The 17,564-nt window shown below is 44.8% G+C and carries 14 protein-coding genes; 6 read left to right on the top strand and 8 right to left on the bottom strand.

Annotated elements, in window-relative coordinates:
- Window positions 1-32: 32 nt before the first annotated feature.
- From D1151_RS02945 to D1151_RS02910, 8 genes are all read right to left on the bottom strand, one after another.
- Window positions 33-1,181, bottom strand: coding sequence for a DHHW family protein (locus tag D1151_RS02945; protein WP_161907877.1), 1,149 nt, complete (start codon window positions 1,179-1,181; stop codon window positions 33-35).
- Window positions 1,182-1,493: 312 nt separating this feature from the next.
- Window positions 1,494-2,888: an MBOAT family protein gene (locus tag D1151_RS02940; protein WP_161907876.1), complete on the bottom strand. Its 1,395-nt coding sequence runs from the start codon at window positions 2,886-2,888 to the stop codon at window positions 1,494-1,496.
- Window positions 2,875-3,336, bottom strand: coding sequence for a DUF4358 domain-containing protein (locus D1151_RS02935; RefSeq protein WP_160201125.1), 462 nt, complete (start codon window positions 3,334-3,336; stop codon window positions 2,875-2,877). Before D1151_RS02935 ends, D1151_RS02940 begins: the two co-directional genes overlap by 14 nt.
- The gene (locus tag D1151_RS02930; RefSeq protein WP_160201124.1) at window positions 3,336-4,043 is read right to left on the bottom strand and encodes a GDSL-type esterase/lipase family protein; all 708 of its coding nucleotides are present in this window, start codon (window positions 4,041-4,043) and stop codon (window positions 3,336-3,338) included. The genes D1151_RS02935 and D1151_RS02930 overlap by 1 nt, the downstream gene beginning before the upstream one ends.
- 266 nt (window positions 4,044-4,309) lie before the next feature.
- Window positions 4,310-5,380: a 3-isopropylmalate dehydrogenase gene (gene leuB, locus D1151_RS02925; protein WP_160201123.1), complete on the bottom strand. Its 1,071-nt coding sequence runs from the start codon at window positions 5,378-5,380 to the stop codon at window positions 4,310-4,312.
- A 15-nt stretch (window positions 5,381-5,395) separates the two neighbouring features.
- Window positions 5,396-5,884: a 3-isopropylmalate dehydratase small subunit gene (gene leuD / locus D1151_RS02920; RefSeq protein WP_161907875.1), complete on the bottom strand. Its 489-nt coding sequence runs from the start codon at window positions 5,882-5,884 to the stop codon at window positions 5,396-5,398.
- Window positions 5,884-7,164, bottom strand: a complete 1,281-nt coding sequence (gene leuC / locus D1151_RS02915; protein WP_161907874.1) for a 3-isopropylmalate dehydratase large subunit — start codon at window positions 7,162-7,164, stop codon at window positions 5,884-5,886. The genes leuD and leuC overlap by 1 nt, the downstream gene beginning before the upstream one ends.
- Before the next feature lie 395 nt (window positions 7,165-7,559).
- Window positions 7,560-9,269: a 2-isopropylmalate synthase gene (locus D1151_RS02910; RefSeq protein WP_161907873.1), complete on the bottom strand. Its 1,710-nt coding sequence runs from the start codon at window positions 9,267-9,269 to the stop codon at window positions 7,560-7,562.
- Between the two features lie 511 nt (window positions 9,270-9,780).
- On the opposite strand from D1151_RS02910, the gene ilvB reads away from it, so the two are divergent.
- The 6 genes from ilvB to D1151_RS02880 all read left to right on the top strand — a co-directional run bounded on the left by ilvB (window position 9,781) and on the right by D1151_RS02880 (window position 17,309).
- Complete coding sequence (ilvB, locus tag D1151_RS02905; protein ID WP_160201119.1) at window positions 9,781-11,442, top strand: biosynthetic-type acetolactate synthase large subunit; 1,662 nt, start codon at window positions 9,781-9,783, stop codon at window positions 11,440-11,442.
- A 12-nt stretch (window positions 11,443-11,454) separates the two neighbouring features.
- A complete protein-coding gene (gene ilvN / locus D1151_RS02900; RefSeq protein WP_160201118.1) occupies window positions 11,455-11,961 on the top strand; it encodes an acetolactate synthase small subunit in 507 nt (168 codons plus the stop codon).
- Window positions 11,962-11,982: 21 nt separating this feature from the next.
- Window positions 11,983-12,978, top strand: coding sequence for a ketol-acid reductoisomerase (ilvC, locus tag D1151_RS02895; protein ID WP_161907872.1), 996 nt, complete (start codon window positions 11,983-11,985; stop codon window positions 12,976-12,978).
- 18 nt (window positions 12,979-12,996) lie between these two features.
- Window positions 12,997-14,667: a dihydroxy-acid dehydratase gene (gene ilvD / locus D1151_RS02890; protein WP_161907871.1), complete on the top strand. Its 1,671-nt coding sequence runs from the start codon at window positions 12,997-12,999 to the stop codon at window positions 14,665-14,667.
- A 495-nt stretch (window positions 14,668-15,162) separates the two neighbouring features.
- Complete coding sequence (gene ilvA / locus D1151_RS02885; protein ID WP_161907870.1) at window positions 15,163-16,374, top strand: threonine ammonia-lyase; 1,212 nt, start codon at window positions 15,163-15,165, stop codon at window positions 16,372-16,374.
- 152 nt (window positions 16,375-16,526) lie between these two features.
- A complete protein-coding gene (locus D1151_RS02880) occupies window positions 16,527-17,309 on the top strand; it encodes a hypothetical protein (protein WP_161907869.1) in 783 nt (260 codons plus the stop codon).
- Window positions 17,310-17,564: the final 255 nt, after the last annotated feature.

Raw genomic sequence — 17,564 nt, 5'->3', positions numbered from 1 at the left:
TACATGCAGGGCGTTCTTTTTATTTATCGTATTTACGCTGTCAGCATCATTTCCAGCGAGTTGTCTGCAAAGAAGGTATTAGCATTGTAGAGAAACAGTACATCCGTGATGCCTTCTGATTTAATGATATCGTTGATATCATCAAAGAAATAGCGAGGATCGACGACGACGATTTCGCGGAAATTCTGTGCAAGGAACGGAATCATGCTGTTAGCGTAAGAATCCTTGACCAGCAGTAATTTTTTTTCGGAGGCAGTAGGGGTTTTGATGGTGTACATCGGATGGTTGCTGCCGCCGAATACGGTATAAGCGTCTTTGGTATCCAGATTGTCAAGCTGGTAAAACTCCGTTGTCTTCGTTTTGGTATCCGCATAGTAAATGACGGAATTATGGTAATCTTTGTCTTTATTTGGCAAGTAAATGGTTAGCGGGTCATTTTGACCGTTGGTGAAACCGCTTTTGGAAGCCAGGGTGCCGCGAAAATCGTTTTTTACGACATAGCGTTTATAGCTTACATTATCGGTCAGTTTCATAATGGAAACAGCTTCTTTATATGCGAGAAACGCACCGTCGGTGGTCCAGTGATGGTCGGTTCTATAGTAGAGCTGTGTATTTTGCTTTGCGTTTTTGGTTAAGATGGAACGCACATCAATAGGCTTGATGCCGCAGTCTTCGACTCCTTTATTAAACTGATTAATAGATTGGTTTTGATCTGCAGTGATTACGGTTGCAGGCAATTTGTCGCACAGAATATTGGCGGCATTTGGCGCCAGCATAAAGTACATGTTCAGTTTTTTGTACTGACGTTTGAACTGGGTCAGACTGGAGAGGGTGGATTTCATCCAGTGCTCTGAAGGTTCCGTGATAGATTCCATCAAGTAGTTATCTTTGCAGCGGTAGACGCCGCCTGATTCCAGCTTGCCGCAGGTCACGTCAGATGCTGTTTTGATTTTTATGAACGTATTTCTGGCAGGAAATTGGTCGTTGACATAGGATTCCAGTTTTTTTTCATAGCGACCTTCTACATAAGAAGAAAAGGTGAAAGTCGGTTTATCCTGTAGTACTCTGTTTTCTTCTTCTGAAAAACTTTGATCACTGCTGAACAGATTGCAGAGGAAGACCCCCGCAAGAACAGCGATGAAACAAAGCCCTAATATTGTATCGGTTGATTTTTTGTTCATAATTGATAATCCTTTTTTTGCAATTTATATTACCGTTTGGCAGTTTGCTCGTCCTCTTGGGACGGAACCATTATACGACTAAATCCTGCCAATCAAGCTTCGCTGTGGGCTTGCTTTCTTGGGGATTTAAGGCATAAGGTCCGTCAGACCAATCGAACTTCGCCATTGCTCGTCCTCTTGGGACGGAACCATTATACGACTAAATCCTGCCAATCAAGCTTCGCCGTGGGCTTGCTTTCTTGGGGATTTAAAGCATAAGGTCCGTCAGACCAATCGAACTTCGCCATTGCTCGTCCTCTTGGGACGGAACCATTAGAACCTAAAATACAGAAACGGGTTATAGCTGCTGAATACTAGGTAAGCAGTGCACAGGGCAAGGAGTCCCAGTAATAGCAGGGTACTGAGCAGTCCATTTCGTTTGCGCAGGATTTCAAACTGCTTCATTGGTTCTGGGGTCGCAATGAGAATTCCAAGCAGCAGGAATACCCAGTTGGTGCGCAGCAGGTATAGCGTCATAGTATCTGCAAGGGGAACGCCGCCTGCGCAGAAGAGCACTTGCAGATACTGCAGTGCGCCGGTTAAGGTTTCACTGCTGAAGAAGACCCAGCCGATGGCGACGATGAGCATCGTATAGATATGCTGGACAGAGGCGGGACATTTTTCTAAATGATTTCCCAGGAAATATTTCTCAAGAATCAGCAGGATGCCATAGTAAAGACCCCATGCAACGAAATTCCAGCTGGCGCCGTGCCAGAGTCCAGTCAATGACCATACAATCAGCAAGTTGAGAATATGCCGCTTTGTGGAAACACGATTGCCGCCCAGCGGGATATAGACATACTCTCTGAACCAGGTCGATAGGGACATATGCCATCTGCGCCAGAATTCGGTAACGGTTTTGGAAATATACGGGTAATTGAAGTTTTCTAAGAATTCAAATCCGAACATTTTGCCAAGACCGATTGCCATATCGGAATAGCCGCTGAAATCGAAGTAAATCTGCAGAGTATAACAGATGATGCCGATCCAATAGGTGAGTACAGAAACTTGCTGGTCGGGCAGTGCAGTCACAGCAGCGTGAATTGCCCCCAGATTATTGGCGAGAATGACTTTTTTGCCAAGTCCGATCAGAAAGCGGCGTGTACCTTCTCCAAATTTTTCCAATGTGAGGGTTCTTTCCTCGAGCTGTAGTGCGATGTCTTTGTATTTGACAATAGGACCTGCAATCAGCTGCGGGAAGAGGGCAAGATAGAGTGCAAAATGCAGCAGGTTTCGCTGTACGTGCACGTTGCCTCTGTATACATCGAAAATATAGGAAAGTGCCTGAAAGGTATAAAAAGAAATACCGATGGGCAGTGCTAGCGCTGTATATTTGATTTCAGTACCAAGCAGGTCGTTTATGGTGTCCATGAGGAAGCCGTAGTATTTAAAAAAGCACAGGATAAACAGATTGACGATAACTGTAAAAATCAGTGTGCTTTTTCCGGTTTTGTTATGAATCTGTTCACGCCTGATATCGATTGCCATAAGATAATTGAAGACAGCGCTGAACAGCATCAGGATCACATAAATCGGCTCTCCCCAGCTATAGAAGAAAATGCTGGCAATGAGCAGAACCGGATTTTTTAGTCTGCGGGGGACGATGGTGTAGATGAACAACGTCACCGGCAGAAAGTAAAATAAAAACAGGATACTACTGAACAGCATCGCAGAACACCTCCCCAAATTTTTCTGCATGTTGATCAGTGCAGTAAAATAAATAATTTCCTTTTGTGATAATCACGGCATCTGAAAGCAGCGCAACCTGCGCAGGACCGTATCCATCAAAGGTTGCGGTTTGCGATGCGATGCGTTTTTCGACGGCATCTTTGACCCCATCTAAATCAGATTTTTCATGGGCTTTTACAATCAGTACTTCATCGACGCTGAGCGCCTCTTTTCCTTTATAGTAGAGGTGAGAATCGTACTGTTCATAATCCAGACCAAAAAACTGCATCAGATTTCGGTTATCACACTTTGTCATGTGGGTCATATCGCATGCTGTGGTCAGTTGTGTTTCAATATCCTCCATGGGAATATCGTTTGCACCGGCGCTCTCATAGACACCGGCAAGAAATAAAATCAAAATTAGGACGAAAACTGCTTTTTTAATCATTATATGCCTGCCTTCAGAATCATATTGTTCATCCAGAGCGGGTAGTAATCGGCTGTGACATGGATACCGTCGCCGGCATAAAACTCAGGATGTTCTTCTATGATATAAGTATTGTCAATATAGGTTAATTTTAAATCCTTGCACATCTGTTTCAGAGCGTTGTTAAATTTCTTGTAATTGCCCAGGATTGGATTAGAGGCAATTGCGTTTTTGGTCGGCGGTGTAATCCCATTAACCAGAATGATTGTATTTGGAGAGATTTTTTTAAATTCCTGAATCAGAGTGGTATATTTCTCAATAAATGCATCCGCATTGCCGTTATAATTTCCCATGTCATTCATGCCGAAAGAGCAGAATGCAAATCCTGGATAAGTATTTGCGGCAGACGTGAATAGGTCGTCGCCGCTGATAATGGACGCGCCGATTTTACAGAAAACCTGCTCATTTCCTAGCCAGCCGTAGTCAGCAAGCCCCTCAGTGATAGAATCGCCGAGAATGGCGCTTGTGGAGAAGATTTTTCTATACTGGTCTTTGGAAAGTGTTTCCGTTACATCAAAAGTACCGTGGGCTTCTGTAATTTCCAGATTTTTAATCTGTGCCTCGATGGTCGTAACCTTGGAATAATCAAAGGTTGCAATGGTAGAGATATTTGTCCTGATTTTCTTTTCGCTGTATGCAGCGTTTTCGTTGCTTTTAAAATATTGCATAAAAAATAGGCTTACCAAAAGGAGTAAGACTATGATAAAAATCAAAAATTTTTTGCTATTTGTTTTCTTTTCTTTTGTCATGATGTGTAGTCCCCTTATTATTAGATGTATATATAATGATAGCAAAACCGGAGGGAAAATCAATAGGAATTTGTTGGATTTTTTCTTAATAATTCTTAAGCCTGGTGAAACGAAAAAAAAAGTCCCGCAGTGCGGGACTTGCACCAGGAGACTTTTTAGAAATAGATAGTTTCGAAAAGGGTGAACTAGAGCAGTTGCGCAATCAAATCCCCGGCTTCTTTTGTGCCGATAGAAGAACCGCCTGCCGCAATGTCCGGTGTTCTGTATCCTTTGGCTAAGAATTTTTTGACAGCGTTTTCAATGGTGTCTGATTCGGCAGTCAGTCCGAAGGTATAACGCAGCATCATGGCGGCAGAGAGAATCGTGGCAATCGGGTTTGCCAGATTCTGTCCTGCGATGTCAGGTGCAGAGCCGTGGACTGGTTCGTACATGCCGAAATTGCCTTCCGCCAGACTTGCCGACGGCAGCATACCGATGGAGCCGGTGATCTGGCTTGCCTCGTCGGAGAGAATATCGCCGAAGATGTTGCTGGTGACGATGACGTCAAACTGCTTCGGATTTCGCACGAGCTGCATAGCGGCATTGTCTACATAGAAATTTTCCAGTTCTACTTCCGGATATTCTTTTGCGACTTCACCTACAATCCGTCTCCAGAGGCGAGAGCTTTCTAGAACGTTGGCTTTGTCGACGCTGGTTACCTTTTTGTCCCGCTTCATCGCCATATCAAAAGCGACTTTCGCGATGCGGCGTACTTCTTCTTCTGCGTACTGTTCCACGTCGTAGGCGGCAGGACCTAAATCGGTGTTTTCGATGATGCCTTTTTTTCCAAAGTAGATGCCGCCGGTCAATTCTCTGACCACGGCGATATCAAGACCGCCCGCCAAAAGCTCCGGTTTCAGCGGGGAAGCATCAGCCAATTCATCAAAGACCATGGCAGGGCGCAGGTTGGCAAAGAGCCCCAGGGCTTTGCGAAGTCCCAGAAGCGCTCGCTCCGGGCGTTCGTCACCCGGCAGGTGATCCCATTTAGGACCGCCTACAGCGCCCAGCAAAACGGCGTCGGATTTTTTGCAGATCTCAATGGTTTCCGGGGGCAGGCACTGACCCGCTTCGTCGATGGCGTTTCCACCGGCAAGGACATAAGTGTATTCGAAGGTGTGACCGAACTTTTCTCCGATTTTATCTAATACTTTTATCGTCTCGGCGATGACTTCAGGTCCGATGCCGTCGCCTTTGACTACAGCAATTTTATAATTCATTGATCTTTCTCCTTGTTATTTGTTGGAATTGACATAATTAACCAGACCACCTGCGCCAATCATTTTCTGCAAAAATTCCGGGAATGGCTGTGCCTGATACTCAGCGCCTTTGGTCCGGTTATAGATGACGCCGGTCTGAAAGTCTACTTCCACGGCGTCGCCTTCCGCGATGTCTTTGGCGGCTTCTTCACATTCCAGAATTGGAAAGCCGATGTTGATGGCGTTTCTATAGAAAATTCTTGCAAAACTCTCTGCGATTAAGCAGCTGACGCCCGCTGTTTTCAGTACCAGTGGGGCGTGCTCTCTGGAAGAACCGCAGCCGAAGTTTTTACCGGCGACCATGATGTCGCCAGGTTCCAGTCGTTCCACAAAGGTTGGATCAATGTCGACCATCGCGTGGGTTGCCAGTTCCTTTGCGTCAAAGGAATTTAAGTATCTTGCGGGAATGATGACGTCAGTGTCTACGTTATCACCATATTTCAAAACTTTGCCTTTTGCGTCCATTATTTTTCTCCTCCAATCTTTTCAGGATTTGCGATATAGCCTGCCAGAGCGCTGGCTGCAGCAACTTCTGGGGAAGCCAGGTAAATCAGGGATTCCACATCGCCCATACGACCCACAAAGTTTCTGTTGGATGTGGATACGCATTTTTCGCCTTTGCACATGACACCCATGTGACCGCCCATGCAGGCGCCGCAGCTAGGAGTGTTGAAGGCGCATCCTGCTTCTACGAAAATTTTCGCAAGTCCTTCTTCCATACACTGCAGGAAGATTTTCTGAGTAGCAGGGATGACCATGACACGAACCTCTGGATGTACGGTTTTGCCTTTCAGGATTGCGGCTGCTTTTCTCATATCGCTCATGCGACCGTTGGTGCAGGAGCCGATGACAACCTGGTCAATCATGATTTTTTCACCGGCTTCGACTTCGTCGATGGTGTGGGCGTTGCCCGGCAGGTGCGGAAATGCTACGGTTGGTCTAATCTCAGCAAGGTCGATTTCGATGGTTTGTTCATAGATTGCGTCGTCATCTGCTGTGAAAATCTGGTAGTCTTTTCCCGGTGCGTGTTCTTCCATGTAAGCGATGGTCTGTTCGTCGACCGGGAAGATACCGTTTTTAGCGCCGGCTTCGATTGCCATGTTGCAGATGGTGAAACGATCGTCCATGGTTAAGTAGCAGGTGCCGTCGCCGACAAATTCCATGGATTGATATAGAGCGCCGTCTACGCCGATTTTTCCGATGATGTGTAGGATGATGTCTTTGCCTGTTACATAGCGGGATGGTTTATTTTTCAGTTCGAATTTGATCGCGGTAGGCACTTTGAACCATGCCTGACCGGTCGCCATACCTCTTGCGATGTCGGTGGTGCCGACGCCGGTGCCGAATGCGCCTAGCGCGCCGTAGGTGCAGGTGTGAGAGTCAGCGCCAATAATACATTGACCGGCATAAACGATACCCTGTTCAGGCAGAATACCGTGTTCTACGCCGCATTTTCCCTGAACCATGTGGTGGGTGAGACCTTGTTCTCTGGAAAAGTCCTGAATATCTCTGGCGTTCTGTGCGGACTTGATATCTTTGTTCGGCGTGAAATGGTCTGGAACCAGTACGACTTTGTCCTTGTCGAAGACTTTATCCGCCATTTGCCGGAAGATCGGCAGCGCCATAGGACCGGTAATGTCGTTTGCCATTACCACGTCCAGATTACATTCGATCAGCTGACCGGCCGCGACAGTGTCGAGACCGGCATGGGCTGCTAAAATTTTCTGTGTCATTGTCATTCCCATTGTTCTGATTACCTCCTGTGGAATTGATGGGGTTGGGGTTTCGGATGTGAAGTGCAGGTTCTTGCTGCGTTGTGCAAAATGCCTTATATTTGCATGAAATGCACAACCTTTGAGCGCTTTGATTCGTTTGGGTTGTGCAGATAGCTCTGATTTTGCGGGATATGCACAACTTTTGAAACTTTGTAAGCCTTATAGTTGTGCAAAATGGCTTGTATTTGCATGAAATGCACAACTTTTGAGGGTTTTGATTCGTCTGGGTTGTGCAGATAGCTCTGATTTTGCGGGATATGCACAACTTTTGAAACTTTGTAAGCCTCATAGTTGTGCAAAATGGCTTGTATTTCGCAAATCTGCACAACTTCAAGAACTGTATCGTTAATTACATCGCTTGTTCATTACTTCACGAAATGAATTCGCTTGTTCATTCGGTTCAGTGCGCTGACCAGTGCATTGACGGAAGCGAGAATGATATCGGCATGGGTACCGACGCCCCAGTAGTAGTTGTCTTTTTCATCAGCGATGCAGACATAGGCAGCTGCTTTGGAATTGGAATCCGCGCTGATGGCATGTTCTGAATAGGTGATGAACTTATAGTCAAAGTGATATTCGGTCTTTCGAAGCGCATTGCTCACCGCGTCCAGACGACCGTTTCCTTCTGCTTCCAGATTGTAGCTTTGTCCGTCGATCACAGCACGCATTCTTACGCCGTACACTTCATTGTCATCCTTAGTAGAGGAGAAGTGGCTGAAGGATGCATCTGTAATGTCGATCGGCGAAAAGTCATTGATGTATTCTGCCTTGAACGCTTCAAAGATTTCTTCGGGTGAAAGTTCTTCGTGGCTTTTGTCGGAAATATCCTTCATCATGTAGCCGACTTCGCTCATCATATTCTTTGGAATTGCGTACCCGAAGTTATGTTCCAGAATATAGGCAACGCCGCCTTTGCCGGACTGGCTGTTGATTCTGATGACGTCGCCGTCGTAGGCTCTGCCTACATCATGGGGGTCAATTGGCAGATAAGGTACCGTCCATCTGTTTGGATCTGTTTCTTCTCTCCATTTCATGCCCTTGGAAATCGCATCCTGGTGAGAGCCGGAGAACGCCGCGAAGACCAGTTCGCCGCCGTAAGGCTGACGCGGATCAACGTGCATGCCGGTATATTCTTCGTACTTCTCTACAACTTCTGGCATATTGGAAAAGTCCAGACAAGGATCGATACCGTGGGTAAACATATTCATGGCAATGGTGATAATATCTACATTGCCGGTGCGTTCACCGTTTCCGAAGAGGGTACCCTCAATTCTGTCACCGCCTGCCAAAAGCCCCAGTTCAGCATCGGCAACGCCGGTGCCTCTGTCGTTGTGTGGGTGCAGGGAGATGAGAACGTTTTCTCTGTTATGTAAATGTTTGCTCATGTATTCAATCTGGTTCGCATAAACGTGCGGCATAGACATCTGCACAGTAGCTGGCAGGTTGATGATGACTTTATTATCCGCTGTCGGCTGCCAGATGTCGATGACTTCGTTGCAGATTCGTTCTGCGAACTCAATTTCCGTTCCTGTAAAACTTTCCGGAGAATACTCGAATTGGAATTTCGTCTCTGGGAATTTTGTCGCGTATTCATTCATCAGCACTGCACCATCTTTGGCAATTTGAATAATCTCTTCTTCGGAAGCCCGGAACACCTGCTGCCTTTGGGCAAAGGAAGTGGAGTTATATAAATGTACAATCGCTTTCTTTGCGCCGCGGAGGGCTTCAAAGGTTTTGTCGATGATGTGCTTTCTGGACTGAGTCAGCACCTGTACGGTCACGTCGTCGGGAATCAAATTCTTTTCAATCAGAGTACGGGTGAATTCATATTCAGTTTCGGACGCGGCAGGGAAGCCAATTTCGATTTCTTTAAAGCCGAGGGAAACCAAATACTGGAAAAAATCCAATTTTTCTTCCAGGCTCATGGGAACGACCAGCGCCTGGTTTCCATCGCGTAGGTCAACGCTGCACCACATCGGCGCTTTTTCAATGTGATCTTTTTTCGGCCATTCCATCTGAGAAATGTCCATCGGCGGCGTAAAGTAGCCGGGTCTGTACTTTTCAAAGTTTTTCATGTTGTAATACCTCCGTTTGTATATCAGTGTAGGAAAGTAGCTTAGCGGTTAGGGCATAAAAAATCGTCTCTTTTGACGATTTTTCCAAACCGCAAAAGAGACGAAAACTTGTTACATTGATGTAAGAACCTTGTTTCCGCGGTACCACTCTTTTTGACACGCTTTTTCTATATATAATGTAGAAAAGTGCGCGCCCACTCTTTGAACGCTGCTCGGGGGTGAGACACTATAAAAGGTTTACGGACTTTCACCAAACGCCGCTCTCTGCAAAACCAACATTATAGCTTATTCCCGTCTTGGCAGACGTAAATTTCAGCTATTTAATAATATAAAGGATAAAGTCATAATTGTCAACAGTAAAATTTGTGTTTTCACAAAATAATTGAAAATATTTTTTGTTGGATTACAACAAAAAATATTGAAAAAAAGTGTTGACATTTACATACTTGCGGCTATAATAATATAAGGGCGAAAGAATGCCCATAAGATTCTAAAGAAAAGGAGAGAGAGTATGAAATTGACAGGATCACAAGTGGTGATAGAAGTATTGCTCGATCATGGCGTTGATACTGTATTTGGATATCCAGGCGGCACTGCACTGAATATCTTTGATGAACTTTATAAGTATAGCGACAGGGTTAAGCATGTACTCACTGCCCACGAACAGGGTGCTTCCCATGCGGCTGATGGCTATGCCAGAGCCACAGGCAAAACTGGTGTAGTTTTTTCCACTAGCGGACCGGGGGCAACCAATCTGGTCACCGGCATAGCGACAGCATTTATGGACAGTATTCCAATGGTTGCCATTACAGCCAATGTTGCCGATTCCTTAATCGGAAGAGACGCATTCCAGGAAATCAGTATTACCGGTGTCACGCTTCCTATTACGAAGCACAATTTCTTCGTAAACAGGATAGAAGATCTTGAACCAGCACTTCGAGAAGCTTTCAAGATTGCAAACAGCGGGAGAAAGGGTCCTGTCCTCGTGGACATTACGAAGGACGTAACTGCTGCGAGCATTGAATATACAAATAAACCACCGCTTCAGCTGAAACCGGTGCCGCAGATGGACAAGGAAGACATTGATGCAATTGTTGCTATGGTTAATGAGGCAGAAAGACCGGTTGCATATATTGGCGGCGGTGTAGTTGCTTCAGGCGCAGAGAAGGAAGTAGTTGAATTTTTGGAGAAAGCAGATATTCCTGCGACATACACCTTGATGGCGGCTGGTGTAATCGGCTACGACCATGAGCTGAATCTTGGTCTTGTAGGTATGCACGGAACCGCAGCAGCAAACAGAGCAATCGACCAGGCTGATTTGGTTATTACACTGGGAGCAAGATTCTCTGACCGTGTAGCTTTGACACCAGAGAAATTCGGCCGCAGAGCAAAGATTGTACAGGTTGACATCGACCGCAGTGAAATCAACAAGAACGTTATGATTGATAAGTGCTGTGTCGGCGATGTAAAGGAATTTTTGATTCGCGCACTGCCTGAAGTAAAGGCACAGAAACATGAGTCCTGGCACCAGGAGGTTCTCACTTGGAGAAATACCGCAAAAGTGGTCAGATCCGGCGAATGCGAGCTGCACCCGAAAGATATTATCGATACTCTCTGCGATATGACCGATGAAAACACCATTTATGTAACTGACGTAGGTCAGCATCAGATGTGGTCAGCGCAGTATATCAGACATAATAAGGCGAAGAAGTTCCTAACAAGCGGCGGACTGGGCACCATGGGCTTTGGCTATGGCGCAGCAATCGGTGCAAAGCTGGCTTGTCCTAATGACAGAGTGATACATATTACAGGCGACGGTTCTTTCCATATGAACCTGAATGAGGCATGTACTGCAGTAAGTCAGAACTTGCCAATTATCACCATAATCATGAACAACAAGGTGCTGGGTATGGTTTACCAGTGGCAGACTCTATTCTATGATAAGCGTTATTCCAACACCACACCGGAAAGGAAGACCGACTTTGTAAAACTGGCAGAAGCCTTTGGCGCAAAGGGATTCCGTGCGGATTCTGTAGAAGAACTGAAGGCCGCAATGGAGCAGGCTCTGAAGGAAGAAGGCCCGGTTTGGATTGACTGCACCATTTCCAGAGAGGAAAGAGTGCTTCCGATGATTCCAAACGGTAAAACCGTTGAAGATATGATTATTGACTAGGGAGGGAACGCAATGCATAAACCATTAAAGAGAGAAATCGTCAGCGTTCTTGTCCTGAATCAGGCAAACGTATTGACGAAAGTTGTCAGCCTTTTCGGCAGAAGAGGATTTAATATTGATTCTTTGACAGTGTCTGCAACCAATGATCCGACCCTGTCCAGAATTACCATCGTATTCAGTGCGACTGAACAGTCTATGCAGCAGATTATCACCCAGACTGAAAAGCTGGAGGTAGTAAAAGAAATCTATATTTTAGATCAGGAATACAGCCTTTATAGAGAACTGCTGCTGCTGAAAGTTGAAGCAGCACCGGCACAGCGTGCTGGAATCAAGGAAATCGTAGATATTTACAGAGGCAAGATTGTAGATCTTTCCAGAGACAGTATGATTATCGAGTTGACCGGAACACCGGAGAAAATCGACGGGTTTATGAAGGTTATTGCTGAATACAATGTGCTGGAAGTCTGCAGAACTGGTATTACCGGCATTGAAGGCAATACCGCAAAAAAAGATAATTAATTTTAAAGGAGATAGATAAAAATGATTACGAAGTATTATGACCAGGATTGTAACTTAGGTTTGTTAGACGGCAAAACTGTTGCCATTATCGGATTCGGAAGCCAAGGCCATGCACATGCAATGAACCTTGCCGAAAGCGGTGTGAACGTAGTAGTAGGTTTGAGACCGGGTTCCGCTCATGCTGCAAAGGCTGAAGCTGCTGGAATCAAAGTTTTGGGTATCGAAGAAGCTGCAGAAGCAGGCGATATCGTTATGATGCTGACACCGGACGAATTGCAGGCAAAGATTTATAAGGAACAGGTTGAAAAGCACATGAAGGAAGGCAATGTACTCGCATTTGCTCACGGCTTTAATATTCATTTTAACCAGATTGTTCCTGCTAAGGACATCGATGTTATCATGATTGCACCAAAAGGACCTGGACACACTGTAAGAAGTCAGTATGTAGAAGGCAAGGGCGTTCCTTCTCTGATTGCTGTTTATCAGGATGCTTCCGGCAAAGCGAAAGATTATGCGCTGGCTTATGCAAGCGGTATTGGTGCCGGCAGAGCAGGTATTTTGGAAACTACATTTAAAGAAGAAACTGAAACTGACCTCTTTGGTGAACAGGCAGTTCTGTGCGGCGGTGTAACTGAGCTGATGAAGGCTGGCTTTGACACTTTGGTAGAAGCAGGATATGAACCGGAAATGGCTTACTTTGAATGTATCCACGAAATGAAGCTGATCGTTGACCTGATTAACGAAGGTGGTTTCGATAAGATGAGATATTCCATCTCCAACACTGCTGAATACGGTGATTACAGAACCGGCAGAAGACTGATTACAGACGAAACCAGAAAAGAAATGAAAAACGTTCTCAGAGAAATTCAGGACGGTACTTTCGCAAGTGAATTTATTCAGGAATTCAACGCTGGTGGAAAAGCGAGATTCCTTGCAACCAGAAAGATGGAGGCTTCCCACCTGCTGTGCAAGGTTGGCGCTGAACTCCGTGCTATGATGAGCTGGTTAAAGAAATAAAGAAAGGTTACAGTTATTATGTCAAGAAGAAGTGATAACGTAACCAGAGGCGTAGAAAAGGCTCCGATGCGAAGCCTTTTTTATGCTATGGGTTACACGAAAGAAGAACTGGAACGTCCGCTGATTGGTGTGGTTTCTGCACACAGTGAGATAGTTCCCGGACATATGCATTTAGATAAAGTGACCGAAGCAGTAAAAGCTGGTGTCAGAATGGCAGGTGGCACACCGATTATGGTGCCTGCTATCGGTGTTTGTGATGGTATTGCTATGGGGCATATCGGTATGAAATATTCTCTGGCAAGCCGGGAACTGATTGCAGACAGCGTAGAAACTATGGCAAATGCGCATCAGTTTGATGGTCTGGTTTTGGTTCCGAACTGCGACAAAATCGTACCAGGCATGCTGATGGGCGCACTGCGTCTGAACATTCCAACTGTGGTTTGCTCCGGAGGTCCTATGATGAGCGGACTTGTAGGCGGTGTAGAGACATCTCTTTCCAAGATGTTTGAGGCAGTCGGCGCTCGCAAAGCGGATATCATCGATGATGAAGGGCTGCTGGAATTTGAACAGAATACCTGTCCGGGCTGCGGTTCCTGCTCCGGTATGTATACGGCAAACAGCATGAACTGTCTATGCGAAGCGCTGGGCATCGCACTGCCGGGCAACGGCACAGTTCCGGCTGTACACAGCGGCAGAATGATGATTGCAAAGCACGCAGGTATGGCAATCATGAACCTGGTTGAAAAAGATATTAAGGCCAGAGATATTGTAAACGAAAAGGCAATCAGAAACGCTCTTGCCTGCGATATGGCGCTGGGCTGTTCTTCAAACAGCGTATTGCACCTTTTGGCAATTGCTCACGAAGCAGGGGTAGAACTGAATCTGGAGTTGTTCAACGAAATGAGTGCAAAGACACCGAATCTGTGTCATCTGGCGCCTGCTGGCGGCACACACATGCATGACCTGAATAACGCAGGCGGTGTGCAGGGTGTTCTTGCTGAACTTTCCAAAAAAGGTCTCATCGATACGACACTTTTGACCGCAAACGGAAAAACCGTAGGTGAAAATATTGAAGGAAAAGGTTCGCTGGATTCGGGCGCAATGCGTCCTTCTGACAATCCGTACAGCGAAACAGGCGGACTTGCTATTCTTTGGGGCAACATCGCAAAGGACGGCTGTGTTGTTAAGAAAAGTGCAGTCGCACCGGAAATGCTGACCCACAGTGGTCCGGCAAGAGTTTTTGACTGTGAAGAAGACGCCATTGATGCAATTTACAACGGAAAGATTGTAGACGGCGACGTAGTCGTAATCCGCTATGAGGGTCCAAAGGGCGGTCCGGGCATGCGAGAAATGCTCAATCCGACCAGTGCCCTTGCCGGGATGAAGCTGGATAAAACCGTAGCACTGATTACAGACGGTAGATTCAGCGGTGCAAGCCGTGGTGCTTCTATCGGTCACGTTTGTCCGGAAGCTGCCAGCGACGGCGAAATCGGACTGCTTAAGGAAGGCGATATCATCGAAATCGATATTCCAAACTCCAGTGTTAATGCGAAAGTTTCAGAGGAAGAATTTGCAAAACGGCGTGAAACTTATGTGCCGCGCGAACCGAATGTAAAGAGCGGCTGGCTTTACAGATATTCTAAGATGGTTGCACCGTCCAACAAAGGTGCAGTCATGCTGGAAGACTAACCTGATTGATAATAACGGGGTTGTTGCAGAAGCAATGACCCTGTTGTGATTGTCCGGGGCAACAAGGTTTCTGGACACCCATCCCAAAGTTTTACTTTATGGAAAGGTGGGATTGGTATCTGTGGTATGGAACACGGGAAGGCATGAACGCTTTTTTCTATTTTACATTGACAAATTTCGTTAATTTACGAGATTTTGTCAATAAACAGGCTGAATTCTTACCTAGGATGGCTTAAATATTGCCAATGTTGACAAAAAAACGAGAATCTGTCAATTTTGTCAATGTTTCACCGTAAAAACATTGACAGGATTGACACTTTTTTTGATTTCTGTCAATATTGGCAATAAAGTGGCTGCTTTACATATGAATTCGAGCAGAAATCACGATGACCATTTTTCACAGGCTTGCCGTGACGGAATACAGTTTTTCCTTGCAGTGCATACACACAAGGAGTATAATAATTCCTAGAGATTTTTTGGAAAGGAAAACAGAAGATGTTAACATTAGATAAATTTGAGCAGGCGACGGAGGTCGTAAAGAAAGTTGCGGTAGCGACTAATTTGCTTTACAGTGACTATTTCAGTGAACAGACCGGAAATAAAGTCTATTTGAAGCCGGAAAATATGCAGGTGACCGGTGCATACAAAATTCGAGGCGCGTATTATAAAATTAGTACATTAACAGACGAAGAACGTGCAAAGGGGTTGATTACAGCTTCTGCTGGCAATCATGCCCAGGGGGTTGCTTATGCGGCAAAGGCTTATGGCTGTAAAGCGGTTATCGTTATGCCGACTACTACGCCTTTGATGAAAGTGAACCGTACAAAGAGCTATGGTGCGGAAGTGGTTCTCTACGGTGATGTTTATGACGAGGCTGCAGCCCATGCAAAGCAGCTGGCGGAGGAGAAAGGATATACTTTTATTCATCCCTTTGATGATCCAGCAGTAGCAACAGGTCAAGGAACCATCGCTATGGAAATCATTAAAGAATTGCCTATAGTGGATTATATCCTGGTTCCTGTTGGCGGCGGCGGTCTTGCGACTGGCGTATCAACGCTGGCTAAAATGCTGAATCCAAAGATTAAAGTTATTGCCGTTGAACCGGCAGGTGCAAACTGCCTGCAGGCTTCGCTGAAAGCTGGTGAGCCAGTAACTCTGCCTACAATCAGTACAATTGCTGACGGTACAGCTGTGAAAACGCCGGGTGTCAGTATTTTTCCTTACCTTAAAGAAAACATCGATGATATCATTACAGTAGAGGACGATGAATTGGTGGTAGCTTTCCTGGATATGGTAGAAAATCACAAGATGGTTGTAGAAAACTCCGGACTTTTGACGGTGGCTGCACTGAAGCACCTGAAGGTAAAAGGAAAGAAAATTGTTTCCATTCTCAGCGGTGGCAATATGGACATTATAACCATGTCTTCGGTAGTACAGCACGGACTGATTCATAGAGAGCGAATCTTTTCCGTATCTACGCTTTTGCCGGACAAGCCAGGTGAGCTCGTTAATGTAGCAAGTATTATCGCCAAAGAGCAGGGCAATGTTATCAGACTGGATCATAATCAGTTTGTCAGCACCAATAGAAATGCGGCAGTGGAACTGAAAATTACCATTGAGGCATTCGGTCCTGACCATAAGAAAAAAATCATTGAAGCGCTGGCTGCTGGCGGATATAATCCAAAAGTCATAAGCGTAATGATGTAAAAACGTGAAAAAGAAGGATTGCGCATTTGTTTCAAAAGCAAGTGCGCAGTTTTTTTATGAATAAAACTTGTAGGCAGATTGAAAATTACCATTGATTTCCCCATACAACAGCAGTATAGTGAAAATTATAACAGAAAGGAGATGGTAATATATTGTATAATAGTAAATTATATGCAGAAAAAGAACTAGAATATCAAAGCGAGCTTGCAAAGCGTTATCGGAAAGAGTTGAAGCGTTTACCGGAAGGAAAACTTTCGGTTAATACTGTAAAAGGAAAGCCTTACTATTTTCACCTGTCAAATGGAGAGCGGAAGTATTTGGGCAGTGGAGAAAATGAAGTAGTAAAAGATTTACAGAAACGATACTATTTAGAAGAAGCACTGAAGAGAATTGATTCAAATCAGAAGCTTCTTCAGAAAATAGGACAGGAGTACATATCGATAAACTTAGAAGAGATGATGACACAGTCACCGAAAGCTTATAGAGAAATGCCAATCGATTATTTTAATTTAAGCAAACAAAATTCTTCTAGCTGGGGTAGTAGTAAATATGAAAGAAGTCAGAAATACTCAGAACATTTGGTTCATCAGACTTTAAAAGGTGATTTTGTCAGATCAAAATCTGAAGCCATTATTTCAAATATTTTCTTTACAAAGAAAATCGAATATAGGTATGAAGAAGTCATAAAAATTAATGGAAAAATAATTGTTCCTGACTTTAGGATTTTAGTAAAAAGTGAAAATCGTATTAAGATTCTTGAGCATTTTGGAATGATAGGAAACGCTGAATATATGGAAGATGTCATGTGGAAAGTTAAGTTTTACTTAGAGAACGGATTCAAGCCGTGGGAAGATATTATTTTTACTTTTGAAGATATATACGGGAATATTAATACGCAGCTCATAGACAAGATTATTGAAGAGTTTTGCAGGTAAAGAGATATGTAGAGATGATACACAACTTTTGTGAGTTTAATCAGAGAAGAGTTTTGTAGACAGTTAATAATACACTAAATTAGCACAACTTTTTAGCCCGGAAATAATCTTTACATAGTAAATTCGTGCAGCTGTTGTGTAAAATAGTGAGGTCTATTAACCTATGCACAACTCTTAAAGATGTAAGCGAGATAAAGTTGTGCATATTGGCTAAAAAAGAACAGTCTGCACAACATTGTTCATAGAAATAGAAAA

The sequence above is a fragment of the Emergencia sp. 1XD21-10 genome (genome assembly GCF_009936045.1).
In the GTDB taxonomy this organism is placed as follows: Bacteria; Bacillota; Clostridia; order Peptostreptococcales; family Anaerovoracaceae; genus Senimuribacter; species Senimuribacter intestinalis.
Note: the sequence above shows the minus strand (reverse complement) of the source record. Positions and strands in the feature narration are given on the sequence as shown.